This window comes from Blastococcus sp. URHD0036 (assembly GCF_000701365.1).
Taxonomy (GTDB): domain Bacteria; phylum Actinomycetota; class Actinomycetes; order Mycobacteriales; family Geodermatophilaceae; genus Trujillonella.
Map to the genome: position 1 here is coordinate 75952 of NZ_JNIK01000021.1, position 13877 is coordinate 89828.

At 73.9% G+C, this 13877-nt stretch carries 14 protein-coding genes; 9 read left to right on the top strand and 5 right to left on the bottom strand.

Features of this window, described 5'->3' with window-relative positions; genetic code table 11:
• Positions 1-2 precede the first annotated feature (2 nt).
• The 4 genes from N555_RS0122500 to N555_RS0122515 all read left to right on the top strand — a co-directional run bounded on the left by N555_RS0122500 (position 3) and on the right by N555_RS0122515 (position 2335).
• Complete coding sequence (locus tag N555_RS0122500) at positions 3-911, top strand: deoxyribonuclease IV (RefSeq protein ID WP_231503094.1); 909 nt, start codon at positions 3-5, stop codon at positions 909-911.
• Between the two features lie 97 nt (positions 912-1008).
• Positions 1009-1206, top strand: coding sequence for a (2Fe-2S)-binding protein (locus N555_RS26335; protein WP_034512113.1), 198 nt, complete (start codon positions 1009-1011; stop codon positions 1204-1206).
• Positions 1207-1316: 110 nt separating this feature from the next.
• On the top strand, positions 1317-1805 hold the full coding sequence (gene bfr, locus N555_RS0122510; protein WP_029433749.1) for a bacterioferritin: 489 nt from the start codon (positions 1317-1319) through the stop codon (positions 1803-1805).
• 68 nt (positions 1806-1873) lie between these two features.
• Positions 1874-2335 carry a GNAT family N-acetyltransferase gene (locus N555_RS0122515; RefSeq protein WP_029433750.1) on the top strand — a complete coding sequence of 154 codons (462 nt, stop codon included), beginning with the start codon at positions 1874-1876 and terminating at the stop codon, positions 2333-2335.
• A 96-nt stretch (positions 2336-2431) separates the two neighbouring features.
• Here N555_RS0122515 and N555_RS0122520 read toward each other — a convergent pair whose 3' ends face one another.
• From N555_RS0122520 to N555_RS0122530, 3 genes are read right to left on the bottom strand one after another with little or no spacing between them, the layout of a single operon-like run.
• Entirely contained in the window at positions 2432-3442 is a 1011-nt protein-coding gene (locus tag N555_RS0122520) for a threonine aldolase family protein (protein WP_029433751.1), read from the bottom strand.
• Positions 3435-4772, bottom strand: coding sequence for a class II 3-deoxy-7-phosphoheptulonate synthase (locus tag N555_RS0122525; protein WP_029433752.1), 1338 nt, complete (start codon positions 4770-4772; stop codon positions 3435-3437). The genes N555_RS0122520 and N555_RS0122525 overlap by 8 nt, the downstream gene beginning before the upstream one ends.
• Before the next feature lie 45 nt (positions 4773-4817).
• Positions 4818-5843, bottom strand: coding sequence for an ATP-dependent 6-phosphofructokinase (locus N555_RS0122530; RefSeq protein ID WP_029433753.1), 1026 nt, complete (start codon positions 5841-5843; stop codon positions 4818-4820).
• A 59-nt stretch (positions 5844-5902) separates the two neighbouring features.
• Here N555_RS0122530 and N555_RS0122535 point away from each other — a divergent pair, with 59 nt between their 5' ends.
• The gene (locus tag N555_RS0122535; protein WP_029433754.1) at positions 5903-6790 is read left to right on the top strand and encodes an NAD(P)H-binding protein; all 888 of its coding nucleotides are present in this window, start codon (positions 5903-5905) and stop codon (positions 6788-6790) included.
• On the opposite strand, the gene N555_RS0122540 is transcribed toward N555_RS0122535, so the two are convergent.
• A complete protein-coding gene (locus tag N555_RS0122540; protein ID WP_029433755.1) occupies positions 6781-7266 on the bottom strand; it encodes a polyadenylate-specific 3'-exoribonuclease AS in 486 nt (161 codons plus the stop codon). The genes N555_RS0122535 and N555_RS0122540 overlap by 10 nt on opposite strands.
• Before the next feature lie 34 nt (positions 7267-7300).
• Here N555_RS0122540 and glpK point away from each other — a divergent pair, with 34 nt between their 5' ends.
• Complete coding sequence (gene glpK, locus N555_RS0122545) at positions 7301-8776, top strand: glycerol kinase GlpK (protein WP_029433756.1); 1476 nt, start codon at positions 7301-7303, stop codon at positions 8774-8776.
• Between the two features lie 107 nt (positions 8777-8883).
• Entirely contained in the window at positions 8884-10389 is a 1506-nt protein-coding gene (locus N555_RS0122550; protein ID WP_029433757.1) for an alpha/beta hydrolase domain-containing protein, read from the top strand.
• A gap of 1 nt (position 10390) precedes the next feature.
• On the opposite strand, the gene N555_RS0122555 is transcribed toward N555_RS0122550, so the two are convergent.
• Positions 10391-11296 (bottom strand): SDR family oxidoreductase, encoded by a 906-nt coding sequence (locus N555_RS0122555; RefSeq protein WP_029433758.1) that lies wholly within the window; start codon positions 11294-11296, stop codon positions 10391-10393.
• A gap of 117 nt (positions 11297-11413) precedes the next feature.
• Between N555_RS0122555 and N555_RS0122560 the strand changes: the two genes are divergently transcribed.
• The gene (locus N555_RS0122560; RefSeq protein WP_029433759.1) at positions 11414-12925 is read left to right on the top strand and encodes a flavin-containing monooxygenase; all 1512 of its coding nucleotides are present in this window, start codon (positions 11414-11416) and stop codon (positions 12923-12925) included.
• Positions 12922-13872, top strand: a complete 951-nt coding sequence (locus N555_RS0122565) for an alpha/beta fold hydrolase (protein WP_029433760.1) — start codon at positions 12922-12924, stop codon at positions 13870-13872. The genes N555_RS0122560 and N555_RS0122565 overlap by 4 nt, the downstream gene beginning before the upstream one ends.
• Positions 13873-13877: the final 5 nt, after the last annotated feature.

The following is a 13877-nucleotide window of genomic DNA, read 5'->3' on the forward strand; positions in this document are numbered from 1 at the left end:
ACGTGCACACACCCCGAGTGGCGCCGCCCGTCGGCGCCCACATCCAGATCAAGGGCGGCCTGGCCAAGGGCGGGCTGCCGTACACCGACGCCACCGGCGCCCGCGCGGTGCAGGTCTTCGTCGGCAACCCGCGCGGCTGGAAGCTGACGGCCGGGACGCCGGCGCAGGACCTGGCGTTCACGGCCGGCTGCACCGAGCGCGGGATCCCGTCGTTCATCCACACGCCGTTCCTGGTCAACGTCGGCTCCCCGACCGAGGCCACCGTCGAGGCGTCGATCGCGAGCATCGCGCACAACCTCGCCCGCGGCGCCGAGCTCGGCTGCGCGGGCGTCGTGGTGCACGCGGGCTCGGCCGTCGGCGAGGACCGCTACGAGGCGGCGCTGCGGCAGCTGCACGAGCGGCTGCTGCCGGTGCTCGACGCGGCACCCGCGGACGGTCCCCGGCTGCTGATCGAGCCGACCGCCGGCGGCGGCAAGTCCCTCGCGGCGACCGTCGAGGACCTCGGCCCGTACCTGGCCGCGCTGGACATGCACCCGCTGGTCGGCGTCTGCTTCGACACCTGCCACGCGTGGGCCGCCGGGCACGACCTCGCGACGCCGGGCGGGATGACCGCGACCCTCGACGCGCTGGAGGCCGCCGTCGGACCGGGCCGGCTGGGGCTGGTGCACGCCAACGACTCCCTCGACGGCTGCGGGTCCAAGCGGGACCGGCACACGACCATCGGCGAGGGCTCGATCGGGGTCGCGCCGTTCGCCGAGCTGCTGGCCCACCCCTCGACGTCCGGCGTCCCGGTCGTCGTCGAGACGCCCAGCGAGGCCGACGGAACGCCGTGGGGCGGCCACGCCCGCGACATCGCGCTGCTGTGCTCGCTGCGCGACGAGGGGCTCGCCGAGGACGGCGCGGCTGCCTGACCAGCGGCTCTGCGATTCACCCGCGGTGACTCTTGGCACACAGGCAAGGCTCGGCTAACTTAGGGGCGCCTTCCCGTCGCCACCCTGGAGCGCGCCCGTGTACGTCTGCATCTGCTACGCCGTCACCGAGACCGAGCTGACGGGCGTCCTCGCGGCGGGCGCGCGCAGCGAGGAAGAGGTCGGCGACGCGTGCGGCGCGGGCACCGGATGCGGCAGCTGCCTGGACCGGATCTGCGACCGGCTCCGCGCGGTCGACCCGCTGCACGGCCTCCAGGTCGCGACCTCCGCGGCCTGACGGAGTGGCAAAACCGCAGGTGAGCCTGCCCTCTCTTAGTCTTACCTGACGAGGTGACACCCCCACGGCTCCGGCTAGCCTCGTCCCAGCCGGACCCCAGGGAGGACCCCATGCAAGGCGACGCACGCGTCATCCAGATGCTGAACGAGCAGCTGACGAGTGAGCTGACGGCCATCAACCAGTACTTCCTGCACGCGAAGATGCAGGAGAACTGGGGCTACAACAAGCTCGCCGCGTACACCCGCAAGGAGTCCATCGAGGAGATGGTCCACGCGGAGCGCATCACCGAGCGCATCCTCTTCCTCGAGGGCCTGCCGAACTACCAGAAGCTGCTGGCCCTGCGCATCGGCCAGACCGTGCGCGAGCAGTTCGAGGCCGACATGGCCATCGAGCTGGAGGTCGTCGAGCGGCTCCGCCCGGCCGCGGCCTACTGCGACGAGGTCGGTGACCGGGTCACCAAGAACCTCTTCGAGGAGATCCTCACCAACGAGGAAGAGCACATCGACTACCTCGAGACCCAGCTCCACCTCATGGACACGATCGGCGAGCAGCTCTACCTGGCCGGCCAGATCGACCACCCCACGACCGGCGCCAACTGACTCCCGTCGACGGGCCCGCACTCCCCCGGGGTGTGGGTCCGTCGTCGTTTCCGCGAGGAGGAGTGCCCGTGACCGACGTCCGGCTGGGCCCGCTCGGCGCCGCCGCCGCCGGTGAGCTGCTCACCCTCCAGCGCGCGGCCTACGTGACCGAGGGGCAGCTCTACGACGACGTCCGGCTGCCGGCGCTCGTGCAGTCCCTCGACGAGCTGACCGCCGAGCTCGCCACGGCCCGCTGCACGGGCGCCTGGCTGGGCACCCGCCTCGTCGGCGCCGTCCGGACGCGGGAGGACGACGGTGTCCTGCACGTCGGGCGGCTGGTGGTCGCGCCGGACCTGCAGGGGCGCGGCATCGGCAGCAGGCTGTTGCGTGCCGCGGAGGAAGACACCGACGCGGGGACGGCGGCGCTGTTCACCGGGCACCTGAGCACGGCCAACATCCGGCTCTACGAGCGCAGCGGCTACCGCGAGCAGCGCCGGCAGGTCGTGCACCCCGGGCTCTCGCTCGTGCACCTCACCAAGCCCCTGCGCTGAAGCCGGCGTCCGGGGCGACCGGACCGTTGGCCCTGCACCGGCCACTCTCCGGAGGATCCTGGCCGGTGGAGGGACAACGCCTCCGAGCGAGGCGGCTCACCGGCCGACCAGGCCGCCGACGACCTTCGCGGCGCGCTCGATCCCGGCACGGTCGACGTCCAGGTGGGTGACCAGCCGGATCCGGCGGGCGCTCACCTGGCCGACCAGCACGCCCTCGGCCTTCGCGGCCTCGGCGACCATCGGCGCGGCCACGTCGTCCACCACGACCATGTTCGTCTCGACGGTCGCCGGGTCCACGCCCAGCAGCTCGGCGAGGAGGCGCGCGTGCTCGTGGTCCTCACCCAGCCGCGGGAGGTGGTGCTCGAGCGCGTACGTGCAGGCGGCGGCGAGCACCCCGACCTGGCGCATGCCGCCGCCCAGCCGCTTGCGCCACAGCCGCGCCGTCGCGATCCGCTCGGCCGAGGAGACCAGCACGGACCCGACCGGCGTCCCGAGGCCCTTGGAGAAGCAGACGGAGGCGGTGTCGGCCAGTCGCCCGTAGGTGGCGAGATCCACGCCGGAGGCGACGGAGGCGTTCCAGATGCGGGCCCCGTCGAGGTGCACGGCGACGCCGGCGCCGCGGGACCACTCCCACAGCGCCTGCAGCTCACCGAGCGGCTGCACCCGGCCGAAGCCGCGGTTGTGGGTGTTCTCCACGGCGATCGCGGCGGTGGCCGTCAGGTGCCAGTCGTCGCGCGGCCGGACCTGGGCGATCAGCGCCCGGGCGTCGAGCAGCCCGCGGTCGGAGACGACGGTGCGGGTGGAGATGCCGAAGACGGCGGCCGCGGCACCCATCTCGTAGGTGACCACGTGCGCGTCGGCGTCGCAGAGCACCTCCTGGCCGGGCTCGCAGACCAGGCGCATGCCGATCTGGTTGCCCATCGTCCCGGAGGGCACGAACAGCGCCGCCTCGTGGCCGAACAGTGCCGCCACGCGCTCCTCGAGCGCGGTGACCGTGGGGTCCTCGCCGTAGACGTCGTCGCCGACCTCGGCGTCGGCCATCGCCCGGCGCATGCCGGGCGTCGGCCGGGTGACGGTGTCCGAACGGAGGTCGACGAGGTCAGCCACGCAGCATCTCGGCGACGAGGAACGCGAGCTCCAGGGACTGCCCGGTGTTCAGCCGCGGGTCGCAGGCGGTCTCGTACCGGCTGTTGAGGTCCTCGTCGCTGATCTCCATCGCGCCGCCGAGACACTCGGTGACGTCCTCGCCGGTGAGTTCGACGTGGATGCCGCCGGGCCAGGTGCCCAGCGCCCGGTGCACCGAGAAGAAGCCGAGGACCTCGTCGACCACGCGGTCGAAGTGCCGCGTCTTGTAGCCGGTCGAGGACTCGTGGGTGTTGCCGTGCATCGGGTCGCACTGCCAGACGACGGTGTGCCCGCTGGCGGTGACCTTCTCCACGATCGCCGGGAGGACGTCGCGGATCTTCCCGTTGCCCATCCGGCTGATCAGCGTCAGCCGGCCGGGGATGCCGTCGGGGTCGAGCCGCTCGACCAGCTCGACGGCCTGCTCGGGCGTCGTCGTCGGGCCGATCTTGACGCCGATCGGGTTGGCGATCCGGGAGAAGAACTCGACGTGCGCGCCGTCCATCTGGCGGGTGCGCTCGCCGATCCAGACGAAGTGCGCCGAGGCCGCGTAGGCCCGGCCGTCGTGCACGCGGGTCAGCGCGCGCTCGTAGTCGAGGATCAGGCCCTCGTGGCTGTTGAACAGCTCCACCCCGCGCAACGCGTCGGAGTCGATGCCGCAGGCCTTCATGAACGCCAGCGCCCGGTCGATCTCGCGGGCGATGACCTCGTAGCGCACGCCGGCCGGCGAGGTGGAGACGAAGTCCTTGTTCCAGTCGTGGACGGCGTGCAGGTCGGCCAGCCCGCCTCGGGCGTAGGCGCGGATCATGTTCATCGCGGCCGCGGAGTTGGCGTAGGCGCGGACCAGCCGGTTCGGGTCGGGGATCCGCTCCTCGAGCACCGGGTTCAGCGAGTTCACCATGTCGCCGCGGTAGGAGGGCAGACCCAGCGCGTCGAGGTTGGAGCTCCGCGGCTTGGCGTACTGACCGGCCACCCGGCCCACCTTGACCACCGGGACGCTGGCGCCGTAGGTGAGGACGACGGCCATCTGCAGCAGCGTCCGCGTGGTGCTCTGCAGGTGCGGCTCGGTGTTCAGGTCGAAGGTCTCGGCGCAGTCGCCGCCCTGGAGCAGGAACGCCCGCCCCTGGGCCACCTCCGCCAGCTGCGCCCGGAGCGCGTCGACCTCGCTGGGCGCCACGATCGGCGGCACGGTCGACAGCGTGCCGAGGACGGTGTCCAGCGCCGCGCGGTCGGGCCACTCGGGCTGCTGGGCGGCGGGCAGCTCCCGCCACCGGTCCAGGTCGGGGACCAGCTCAGCAGATTCGGTCAGGCTCACCCGCCCAGAGTACGGCGCCCGCTGCGCCGTCCCGGACGACGGCGCTCAGCCGAAGAACACCTCGGCCTCGGCGTACCTCTCCAGGGGGACCAGCTTCAGCCGCGCGGTGGCCTCGGCGAGCGGCACCCGGACGACGTCGGTCCCCCGCAGCGCGACCATGACCCCGCTCGCGCCGTCGTGCACGGCGTCGACGGCGGCGAGGCCGAACCGGGTGGCCAGCACGCGGTCGAACTGCGAGGGGGTGCCGCCGCGCTGCACGTGGCCGAGCACGACCGCGCGCGCCTCGCGGCCGGTGCGCTCCTCCACCAGCTGCGCCAGCGCCGCGCCGATCCCGCCCAGCCGGACGTGGCCGAAGGCGTCGGCCTGGCCGGTGGAGGTCACCAGGTCGCCGTCAGCCGGCCGGGCTCCCTCGGAGACGACGACGATCGGCGAGTAGCCGGACTCGAACCGGTGCAGGCAGTGGGCCACCACGGCGTCGACGTCGAACGGCCGCTCGGGGATGAGCACGATGTTCGCGCCGCCGGCCATCCCGGCGTGCAGGGCGATCCAGCCGGCGTGCCGCCCCATCACCTCCACGACGAGCGTGCGGTGGTGGCTGTCGCCGGTGGTGTGCAGCCGGTCGATGGCCTCCATCGCCACCCCGACGGCGGTGTCGAAGCCGAACGTGTAGTCGGTGCCCTCGAGGTCGTTGTCGATGGTCTTGGGGACGCCGACCACCTGGACGCCGTGCTCGCCGAGCCGGGCCGCGACGCCGAGGGTGTCCTCGCCACCGATCGGCACCAGCGCCTCGATGCCCAGCCGCTCCAGCGTGGCCAGCACCCGCTCGGGCCCGCCGTCGAGGGCGAAGGGGTTGGTCCGCGACGTCCCGAGGACGGTGCCGCCGCGGGGCAGCAGCCCGCGGACCGCGGCCACGTCGAGCGCGACCACGTCGCCGTCCAGCACCCCGCGCCAGCCGTCGCGGAAGCCGACCACCTCGTCGCCGTGCTGCTCGACGCCCTTGCGGACCACCGCGCGGATGACCGCGTTGAGCCCGGGGCAGTCGCCGCCACCGGTCAGGATGCCGATCCGCATGGGCTGCCTCCGGGAAGGATCCGCGCCGGTCAGGGGTTGGTCGGCGTCATGATGCTCCCGTGAACGGCACCGTCGCGGTCACCGGCGCGACCGGAGGGCTCGGCCGGCGCGTCGCCGAGCGGCTCTCGGCCGCCGGCGCCGACCTCCGCCTGGTCGTGCGCGACGCCGGCCGGTCCCGCTTCCTGCCCGGCTCGGAGGTCGCGGAGAACCCCGGCGGCTACGCCGACGGCGACGGGTTCGCCGCCGCCCTCGACGGGGTGCACACCCTCTACCTCGTGTCCGCTGCCGAGGCCGAGGACCGCGTGCAGCAGCACCGCACCGCGGTCGCCGCCGCGGCGCGGGCCGGGGTGCAGCGTGTCGTCTACACGTCGTTCCTCGGCGCCGCGCTGGACTCGGTGTTCACCCTGGGCCGCCACCACGCCGCGACCGAGGAGGCGCTCGCCGCCTCCGGCATGCGGTGGACGGCGCTGCGGCACTCGCTCTACGCCGACTTCGTGCCCGCGCTGGCGGTCCCGGGCGACGGCGGAGCGGTCATCGCCGGCCCGGCGGGCGACGGGCGGGCCAGCTTCGTCTCCCGGGACGACTGCGCCGACGTCGCGGCCGCCGTCCTGCTCGACGACTCGGGCGCCTGGGACGGCCGCAGCCCGGGCGTCACCGGGCCCGCGGCGGTGTCGCTGGCCGAGGCCGCCGCGGTCCTCACCGAGGTGAGCGGCGTCCCGGTCACCTACCGGGAGGAGACGCTCGAGGAGGCGTGGGCGAGCCGGCGCCCCTCCGGGCACCCGGACTGGGAGATCGAGGGCTGGATCACCAGCTACACCTCCATCGGCTCCGGCGAGATGAGCGCCGTCACCGACGCCGTCCCCACGCTGACCGGGCACCCGGCGCGCACGCTCGCCGAGCAGCTGCGCACCCATCCGGAGGACTGGGCGCACCTGCGTCAGGCCTGAGCGGCCTCGATGACCTCCCAGCGGGCCAGGTTGTAGCGGGCGTCGACCAGCGCGTCGTGCGTGCCGGTGGGCTTGGGCGGCAGCGGCGGCTGGCCGGCGTCGTCCCAGCGCTGCCGCAGCTCCCGGGTGAACCGCGGGATCGCCCGGGGCAGCGCCGGCATGGCGCCCCACAGCTGGGCCAGCGCGACGTGGTCGTAGGCGGCGAACCAGGCCCAGAGCTCGATCTCCTCGCCGGGCCCGGTCAGGAAGGCGAGCAGGTCGTCGCGGATCTGCCGCCGGCTGCGCCAGGCCTTGTCCGCGGGCGGCGGCAGCTGGTCGAGGACGTTGCGCCGGACCCACGGGATCGCCTTGCGGTCGTCGAACTCGGTGCTCACGGCGTAGAACTCGCGGCCGGTCTCGTCCACCACCCCGATGGAGACCAGGTCGATCGTCGTCCCGTCCTCGATGAACTCGGTGTCGTAGAAGAAGCGCCGCACGCGCGCCACCGTACGGGCGGTTAGGTTGCGGCTCATGCCGGTGCTGGCGATCGACGCAGGGACGACCGGGGTGACCGCGCTGGTCGTGGGCGAGGACGGCGGCGTCCTCTCCCGCGGCTACCGCGAGTTCGCGCAGCTGTTCCCTCGCCCCGGGTGGGTGGAGCACGAGCCCGAGGACATCTGGACGGCGACCCTGGCGGCCTGCCGGGAGGCCCTCGCCGGCGCCCCCGAGCAGCCCACGTGCATCGGCATCACCGACCAGCGCGAGACCGCCGTCGTCTGGGACCGGCGCACCGGCCGGGCCCCTCGGCCGGCGATCGTCTGGCAGGACCGGCGCACCACCGGCATCTGCGACCGGCTGCGCGACGCCGGGCACGAACCCCGGGTGGCCGAGCTGACCGGCCTGCGGCTGGACCCCTACTTCACCGGCACCAAGTTCTGCTGGCTGGCCGCCGAGGAGCCCCGCGTGTGGGAGGGCGTGCGCGACGGCGCGCTGGCGCTGGGCACCGTCGACTCCTACCTGATCGCCCGGCTGACCGGCGGCGCCGTGCACGTCACCGACGCCAGCAACGCCAGCCGCACGCTGCTGTTCGACCTGGTCGCCGGTACCTGGTCCGACGAGCTGTGCGAGCTGTTCGACGTCCCCCGGTCGGCGCTGCCCGAGGTGGTGCCCAGCTCCGGCGTCGTCGGCACCACCGACCCGGACGCGTTCCTCGGGCTGGAGCTGCCGATCGCCGGGATCGCCGGCGACCAGCAGGCCGCGCTGTTCGGTCAGGCCTGCTACTCCCCCGGCCAGAGCAAGTGCACCTACGGCACCGGCTCGTTCGTGCTCACCAACACTGGGACGACGCCCGTGCGCTCGGACGCCGGGCTGCTCACCACCGTCGCCTGGGACGTCGGCGACGGCCTGGTCTACGCGCTCGAGGGGTCGATCTTCGTCACCGGCGCCGCCGTGCAGTGGCTGCGCGACGGGCTCGGCCTCATCGACTCCGCCGCCGAGATCGAGGGCCTGGCCCGCACCGTGCCCGACTCCGGTGACCTCGTCTTCGTCCCGGCGCTCACCGGGATGGGCGCGCCGCACTGGGACCCGCACGCCCGTGGCGCGATCGTCGGCATCACCCGCGGCACCACCCGCGCCCACCTCGCCCGGGCGACGCTGGAGGCGATCGCGTTCGAGGTCCGCGACGTCGTCGACGTCATGGTGTCCGAGGCCGGGCTCGAGGTGCCGGAGCTCTCGGCCGACGGCGGCGCCAGCGCCAACGACCTCCTGCTGCAGCTGCAGGCCGACCAGCTCGCCGTCCCGGTGCGCCGTCCGCGGGTGACCGAGACGACGGCGCTGGGCGCGGCCTTCCTCGCCGGTCTCGGCACCGGCGTGTGGAGCAGCCAGGACGAGCTGGCGGCGACGTGGGCCCTGGACCGGCGGTTCGAGCCCGAGCCCGGCCGCCGCGACGACGGCCGGCACGACCGCTGGCGCGAGGCTCTCGGCCGCGCCGGGCACTGGACCTCCTGAGGAACGCGCCGGTTCCGGAGCGCCCTCGACCGCGGTCGGCGCCACTGCTACGTTCCCCGCTGAACGCGGCTCAGTGCAGAGCCGTTCGACGCACCGGGAGTGCGCACGTGAGACGTCTCGTCATCGCCCTGGCCTGCCTGGCCGTCGTCACGACGGCCTGCTCCGAGTCCGACGACGGCGACGCCGCGGACGAGGCACCCGAGAGCTCCGCGCCGGCCGAGCGCACCCCCACCGTCTCCGAGGCCACGATCTCCGACCCGCTGCCCGACGGGTTCACCCTCGCCTCGAACCCCACCATCGACTACGCCGCGCAGGGCTACGAGCAGGTCGAGTACCTGCTCTCGGGGACGGCGACCGCCTACAGCCCCACCGGCGAGCTGACGCCCGAGGGCGACTGGACCGTCGAGCCGTCGTCGGAGGCGCCGTACACGACCCGCGTCGTCGTCACCCGGCCCGTGGACGCCGACGACTTCAACGGCACCGCCGTCGTCGAGTGGCTCAACGTCTCCGGCGGCGTGGACGCCTCGCCGGACCTCACCCTGGCCCACGTCGAGCTGCTGCGCCGCGGCTACGTGCACGTGGCCGTGTCGGCCCAGCAGACCGGCATGGAGGCGACGAAGAACGCCGACCCGGCCCGGTACGCGGAGCTGTCGCACCCGGGCGACAGCTACTCCTACGACATGTACTCCCAGGCCGGTCAGGCGGTCCGCTTCGACGCCGAGACGCTCCTCGGTGGCCTCGAGCCCGAGCGGGTGCTGGCGATCGGCGAGTCGCAGTCGTCCTTCCGGCTGCTCACCTACATCAACGCCGTCGACCCGCTCGTGCACGTCTTCGACGGGTACCTGGTGCACAGCCGTTTCGGCGCCGGCGCGGCCCTGTCCCAGGCGCCGCTGCCGCAGGTCGACGCCCCGACGCCCACCAAGGTGCGGGAGGACGTCGAGGTGCCCGTGCTGGTGTTCCAGACCGAGACCGACGCCGCCGCCCTGCAGGCGCGCCAGCCCGACACCGACGTGTACCGGCTGTGGGAGGTCGCCGGGACGGCGCACTTCGACATGTACGGCCTGGCGACCGGGGCCTCCGACGCCGGCGACGTCGCCGGAGCCACCGCGTGGTTCGACGCCATGCGGGCGCCCAGCACGAACCCGGTCTCGATCCTCACCTGCTCGCTGCCCGTGAACGCCGGCCCGCAGACCTACGTGCTGCGGGCGGCGATCGCGGCCCTGGACGAGTGGGTCCGGACCGGCACCCCGCCGCCCAGCGCGCCGCGCCTCGAGGCGACGAACACCGACCCGACCAGCCCCGAGTACGCCGTCGACGCCCAGGGCATCGCGAAGGGCGGCATCCGCACGCCCGCCGTCGACGCCCCGGTCGCCCGCATCACCGGCCTGGGCCAGCCGGCCGGGGAGCCCGACCAGCTGCAGCGCTTCTGCCGCCTGTTCGGCGTGACCGTGCCCTTCAGCGCCGAGGAGCTGACCGCGCTCTACACCGACCACGACGGCTTCGTCGAGGCGTGGAACGCGTCGCTGGACCAGGCGGTCGAGGACGGCTACGTGCTGCCCGAGGACGCCGAGATGCTCCGCGAGGTGGCCGAGCAGGCGGCGATCCCGAGCTGACTCAGGCGGGCCGGCGCCGGCCGCCCACCGAGGAGCTGCCGAACTCGCGGCCCTGCAGCGCCTCGATGTCGCGCTCCAGCTGCGGCACCGCGGTGGCCGAGATGCGGGCCATGAGCTTCTCGGACACCGCTCCGGTGACCACCTGCCGCAGGGCGGCGATCGTGCCGACCGAGCGCGGCACGAAGACCCGGCGCCCGCGGGTCTCCAGGTTGTCGACCAGCGCCTCGGCGCAGTCCTCGACGGAGGTGAAGGCGCCCAGCGGGCCGGGCAGCCGCCTGCGCGTCTCGGCGAACGTGGGCAGCGCCGCCTCGGTGTCGCGGACCATGTCGGTGTCGATCCAGGTGGGGTGGGCGCTGGCGACGGTGACGCCGCGGTGGGCGACCTCCAGGCGCAACACGTCGCCGAAGCGCTCGACGCCGGCCTTGGACGCGCAGTAGGCGCTCATCCCCGGCAGCACGGTGAACGCGGCGGCGGAGCTGATGAGCAGCACGTGCCCCTTGCGCTTCTCGATCTCCGGCAGCGCCGCGTGCGCGGTCAGCATCGTGCCGATCAGGTTGACCTCGATCGTCCGGGACAGGGCGTGCGCGGAGCTGGTCATGACCGTCGTGAGCGGCGCGATGCCGGCGTTGGCGACGACGACGTCCAGCCCGCCGAAGGTGTCGACCACCCGCTGCACCGCGATCTGGAGCGCGTCGGCGTCGGTCACGTCGCACTCGACCCAGAGGTGCTCGGGCCCGAGCTCGTCGGCCACCTGCGCGAGCAGCTCCGGCTCCAGGCCGGCCAGGGCGACGCGGGCGCCCCGTGCGGCGGCCTTGCGGGCCAGCGCCGCCCCGATGCCGCGGGCCGCCCCCGTGATCAGGACGGTCTTGCCCGCCAGCGGCGTGCGGGTGCGGGACAGAAGCGCCATCAGGGGACTCCAGGGCTGTCGACGGGTCGGTGCGCTCGTGTTGAGCACTGCTCAACAGCCGTTGTAGCTTCTTGACCGTTGCTCAGCAAGCCGAGGCCACGAGGGAGCCCCCACACGGTGACCAGCACGCTCGACACCCAGCCCGAGGCCGCTGCGGCGGCTCCCCGCACGGTGCGGGTGGCCATCATCGGCACGGGCTTCGCCGGCCTCGGCATGGCCATCGCCCTGCGCCGCCGCGGCGAGGACGACCTCGTCCTCCTGGAACGGGCCGACGATGTCGGTGGCACGTGGCGGGACAACGCCTACCCCGGCGCGGCCTGCGACGTGCAGTCCAACCTCTACTCGTTCTCCTTCGCCCCGAACCCCGACTGGCCGCGCTCCTACTCCGAGCAGCCGGAGATCCAGGCGTACCTGCAGGCCACCGCCGACCGGTACGGCATCCGGGAGAAGTGCGTGTTCGGCGCGGAGGTGACGGCCGCCCGGTGGGACGACGCCGCCCGGCACTGGGTGGTCAGCACCGGCGCCGGCGAGTTCCGCGCCTCCGTGCTGATCTCGGCCGCCGGTGCGCTGGCCGACCCCACCTACCCCGACATCCCGGGGCTGGACTCGTTCGCCGGCACCGTCATGCACTCGGCCCGCTGGGACGCCGGCCACGACCTCACCGGCGAGCGCGTCGCCGTCATCGGCACCGGGGCCTCGGCCATCCAGATCGTCCCGGCGATCCAGCCGCGGGTCGACAGCATCGCCGTCTACCAGCGGACGCCGCCGTGGATCGTGCCGCGCACCGACCACCCGGTGAAGCCGTGGATGCAGCGCCTCTACCGCTGGCTGCCCGGCTTCCAGAAGCTGGTGCGCGCCGTCCTCTACGTCTTCCGCGAGTTCCTCGTCGTCGGCCTGGCCAAGCGCCGCCGGTTCCTGCGGCCCGTCGGCAGGCTCGCGAAGACGCACCTGACCCGGCAGGTCCGCGACCCGCGGCTGCGAGCGGCGCTGACGCCGGACTACACGATCGGCTGCAAGCGGATCCTGATCAGCAACGACTACTACCCGGCGGTGTCGGCACCCAACGCCGAGCTCGTGACCTCGGGCATCGCCGAGATCCGGCCGCACTCGATCGTCACCCGCGACGGGCTGGAGCGGCCCACCGACACCCTCGTGCTGGCCACCGGCTTCTCCGTGACCGACCTGCCGATCGCCCGGCGCATCACCGGCCGCGAGGGCCGCACGCTGGCCGACGTCTGGTCCGACGGCATGGTGAGCAACCGCAGCACGACCGTGGCCGGCTTCCCGAACCTGTTCCTGCTGGTCGGCCCCAACGTCGGCGTGGGGCACACGTCGATGGTCTACATGATCGAGTCGCAGGTGGCCTATGTCGACGACGCCCTGCAGACCATGGCCGCCGAGGGCCTGGCCGTGCTCGAGACGACCCCCGAGGCGCAGCGGGCCTACCGCGACCTGATCGCGGCGAAGTCGAGGAACACCGTCTGGCTGGCCGGTGGCTGCGCCTCCTGGTACCTGGACTCCCACGGGCACAACACCACGCTGTGGCCGGACTTCACCTTCCGCTTCCGGCGGATGACCCGGCGGCTGGACCGGGAGAACTACGTCGGCACCCCGGAGGCGGCGGCGTGACCTCCGCGCAGACGCGCGAGCGGCGCACGGCCGCCGTCCGCACCGACGACGGCGCGGTGCTGCACGTCACGATCGACGGCTCCGACGACGCCCCGGTCACCCTCGTGCTCGCCCACGGCTGGACGCTGTCGCAGGCTTCGTGGGACGACCCGGTCGGGCGCCTGGTCCCCCGCATCGCCGCCGGGGAACTGCGCCTGGTCCGCTACGACCAGCGCGGTCACGGCCGCTCGACCTGGGCGCCCGCCGACGACGACCCGGCCGCGGTCACCATCGACCGCCTCGGCCTGGACCTGGGCTGCGTGCTCGACCGGCTCGCACCCTCCGGGCCGGTCGTCGTCGCCGGCCACTCGATGGGCGGCATGACGATCATGTGCCTCGCCGCCGCGCGGCCCGAGCTGTTCGGCGACCGGGTGCGCGGCGCCCTGCTCGTGTCGACGTCGGCCGGTGAGCTCGGACCGCCGCCGGGCACCGCGAAGGAGCGGATGGCCCGCCGGTTCGCCCCGGGACTGGTCGCCGCCGCCGTGGGCGGGGCGCGCGTGATCGAGGGGTTGCGGCGGCTCACCCCGCCGGAGAGCCGGCAGCACCGGAGGATCGTCCGCGGCCTGCTGTACGGCGCCGACGCGACCGACGAGATGGTCCGCGAGGGCGCGGAGATCATGCACGCCACGACCGTGCGCGCCTTCGCCGTCTTCTACCCGGCGCTCGGCGACCACGACAAGCGGACCGAGCTGGCCGCCCTGGCCCGCGTCCCGGTCGAGATCCTCGTGGGCACCAGCGACGGGCTGACGCCGGTGCGGCACAGCCGGGCGCTCGCCGAGGCGCTGCCGGACGCCGTGCTGCACGTCGAGCCGCGCACCGGGCACATGCTGCTGCAGGAGCGTCCGCAGCTGGTCGTCGACGCGCTCGGCCGGCTGCTCGCCCGCGCCGCCGACCGGGTCACCGCCTGAGCGGG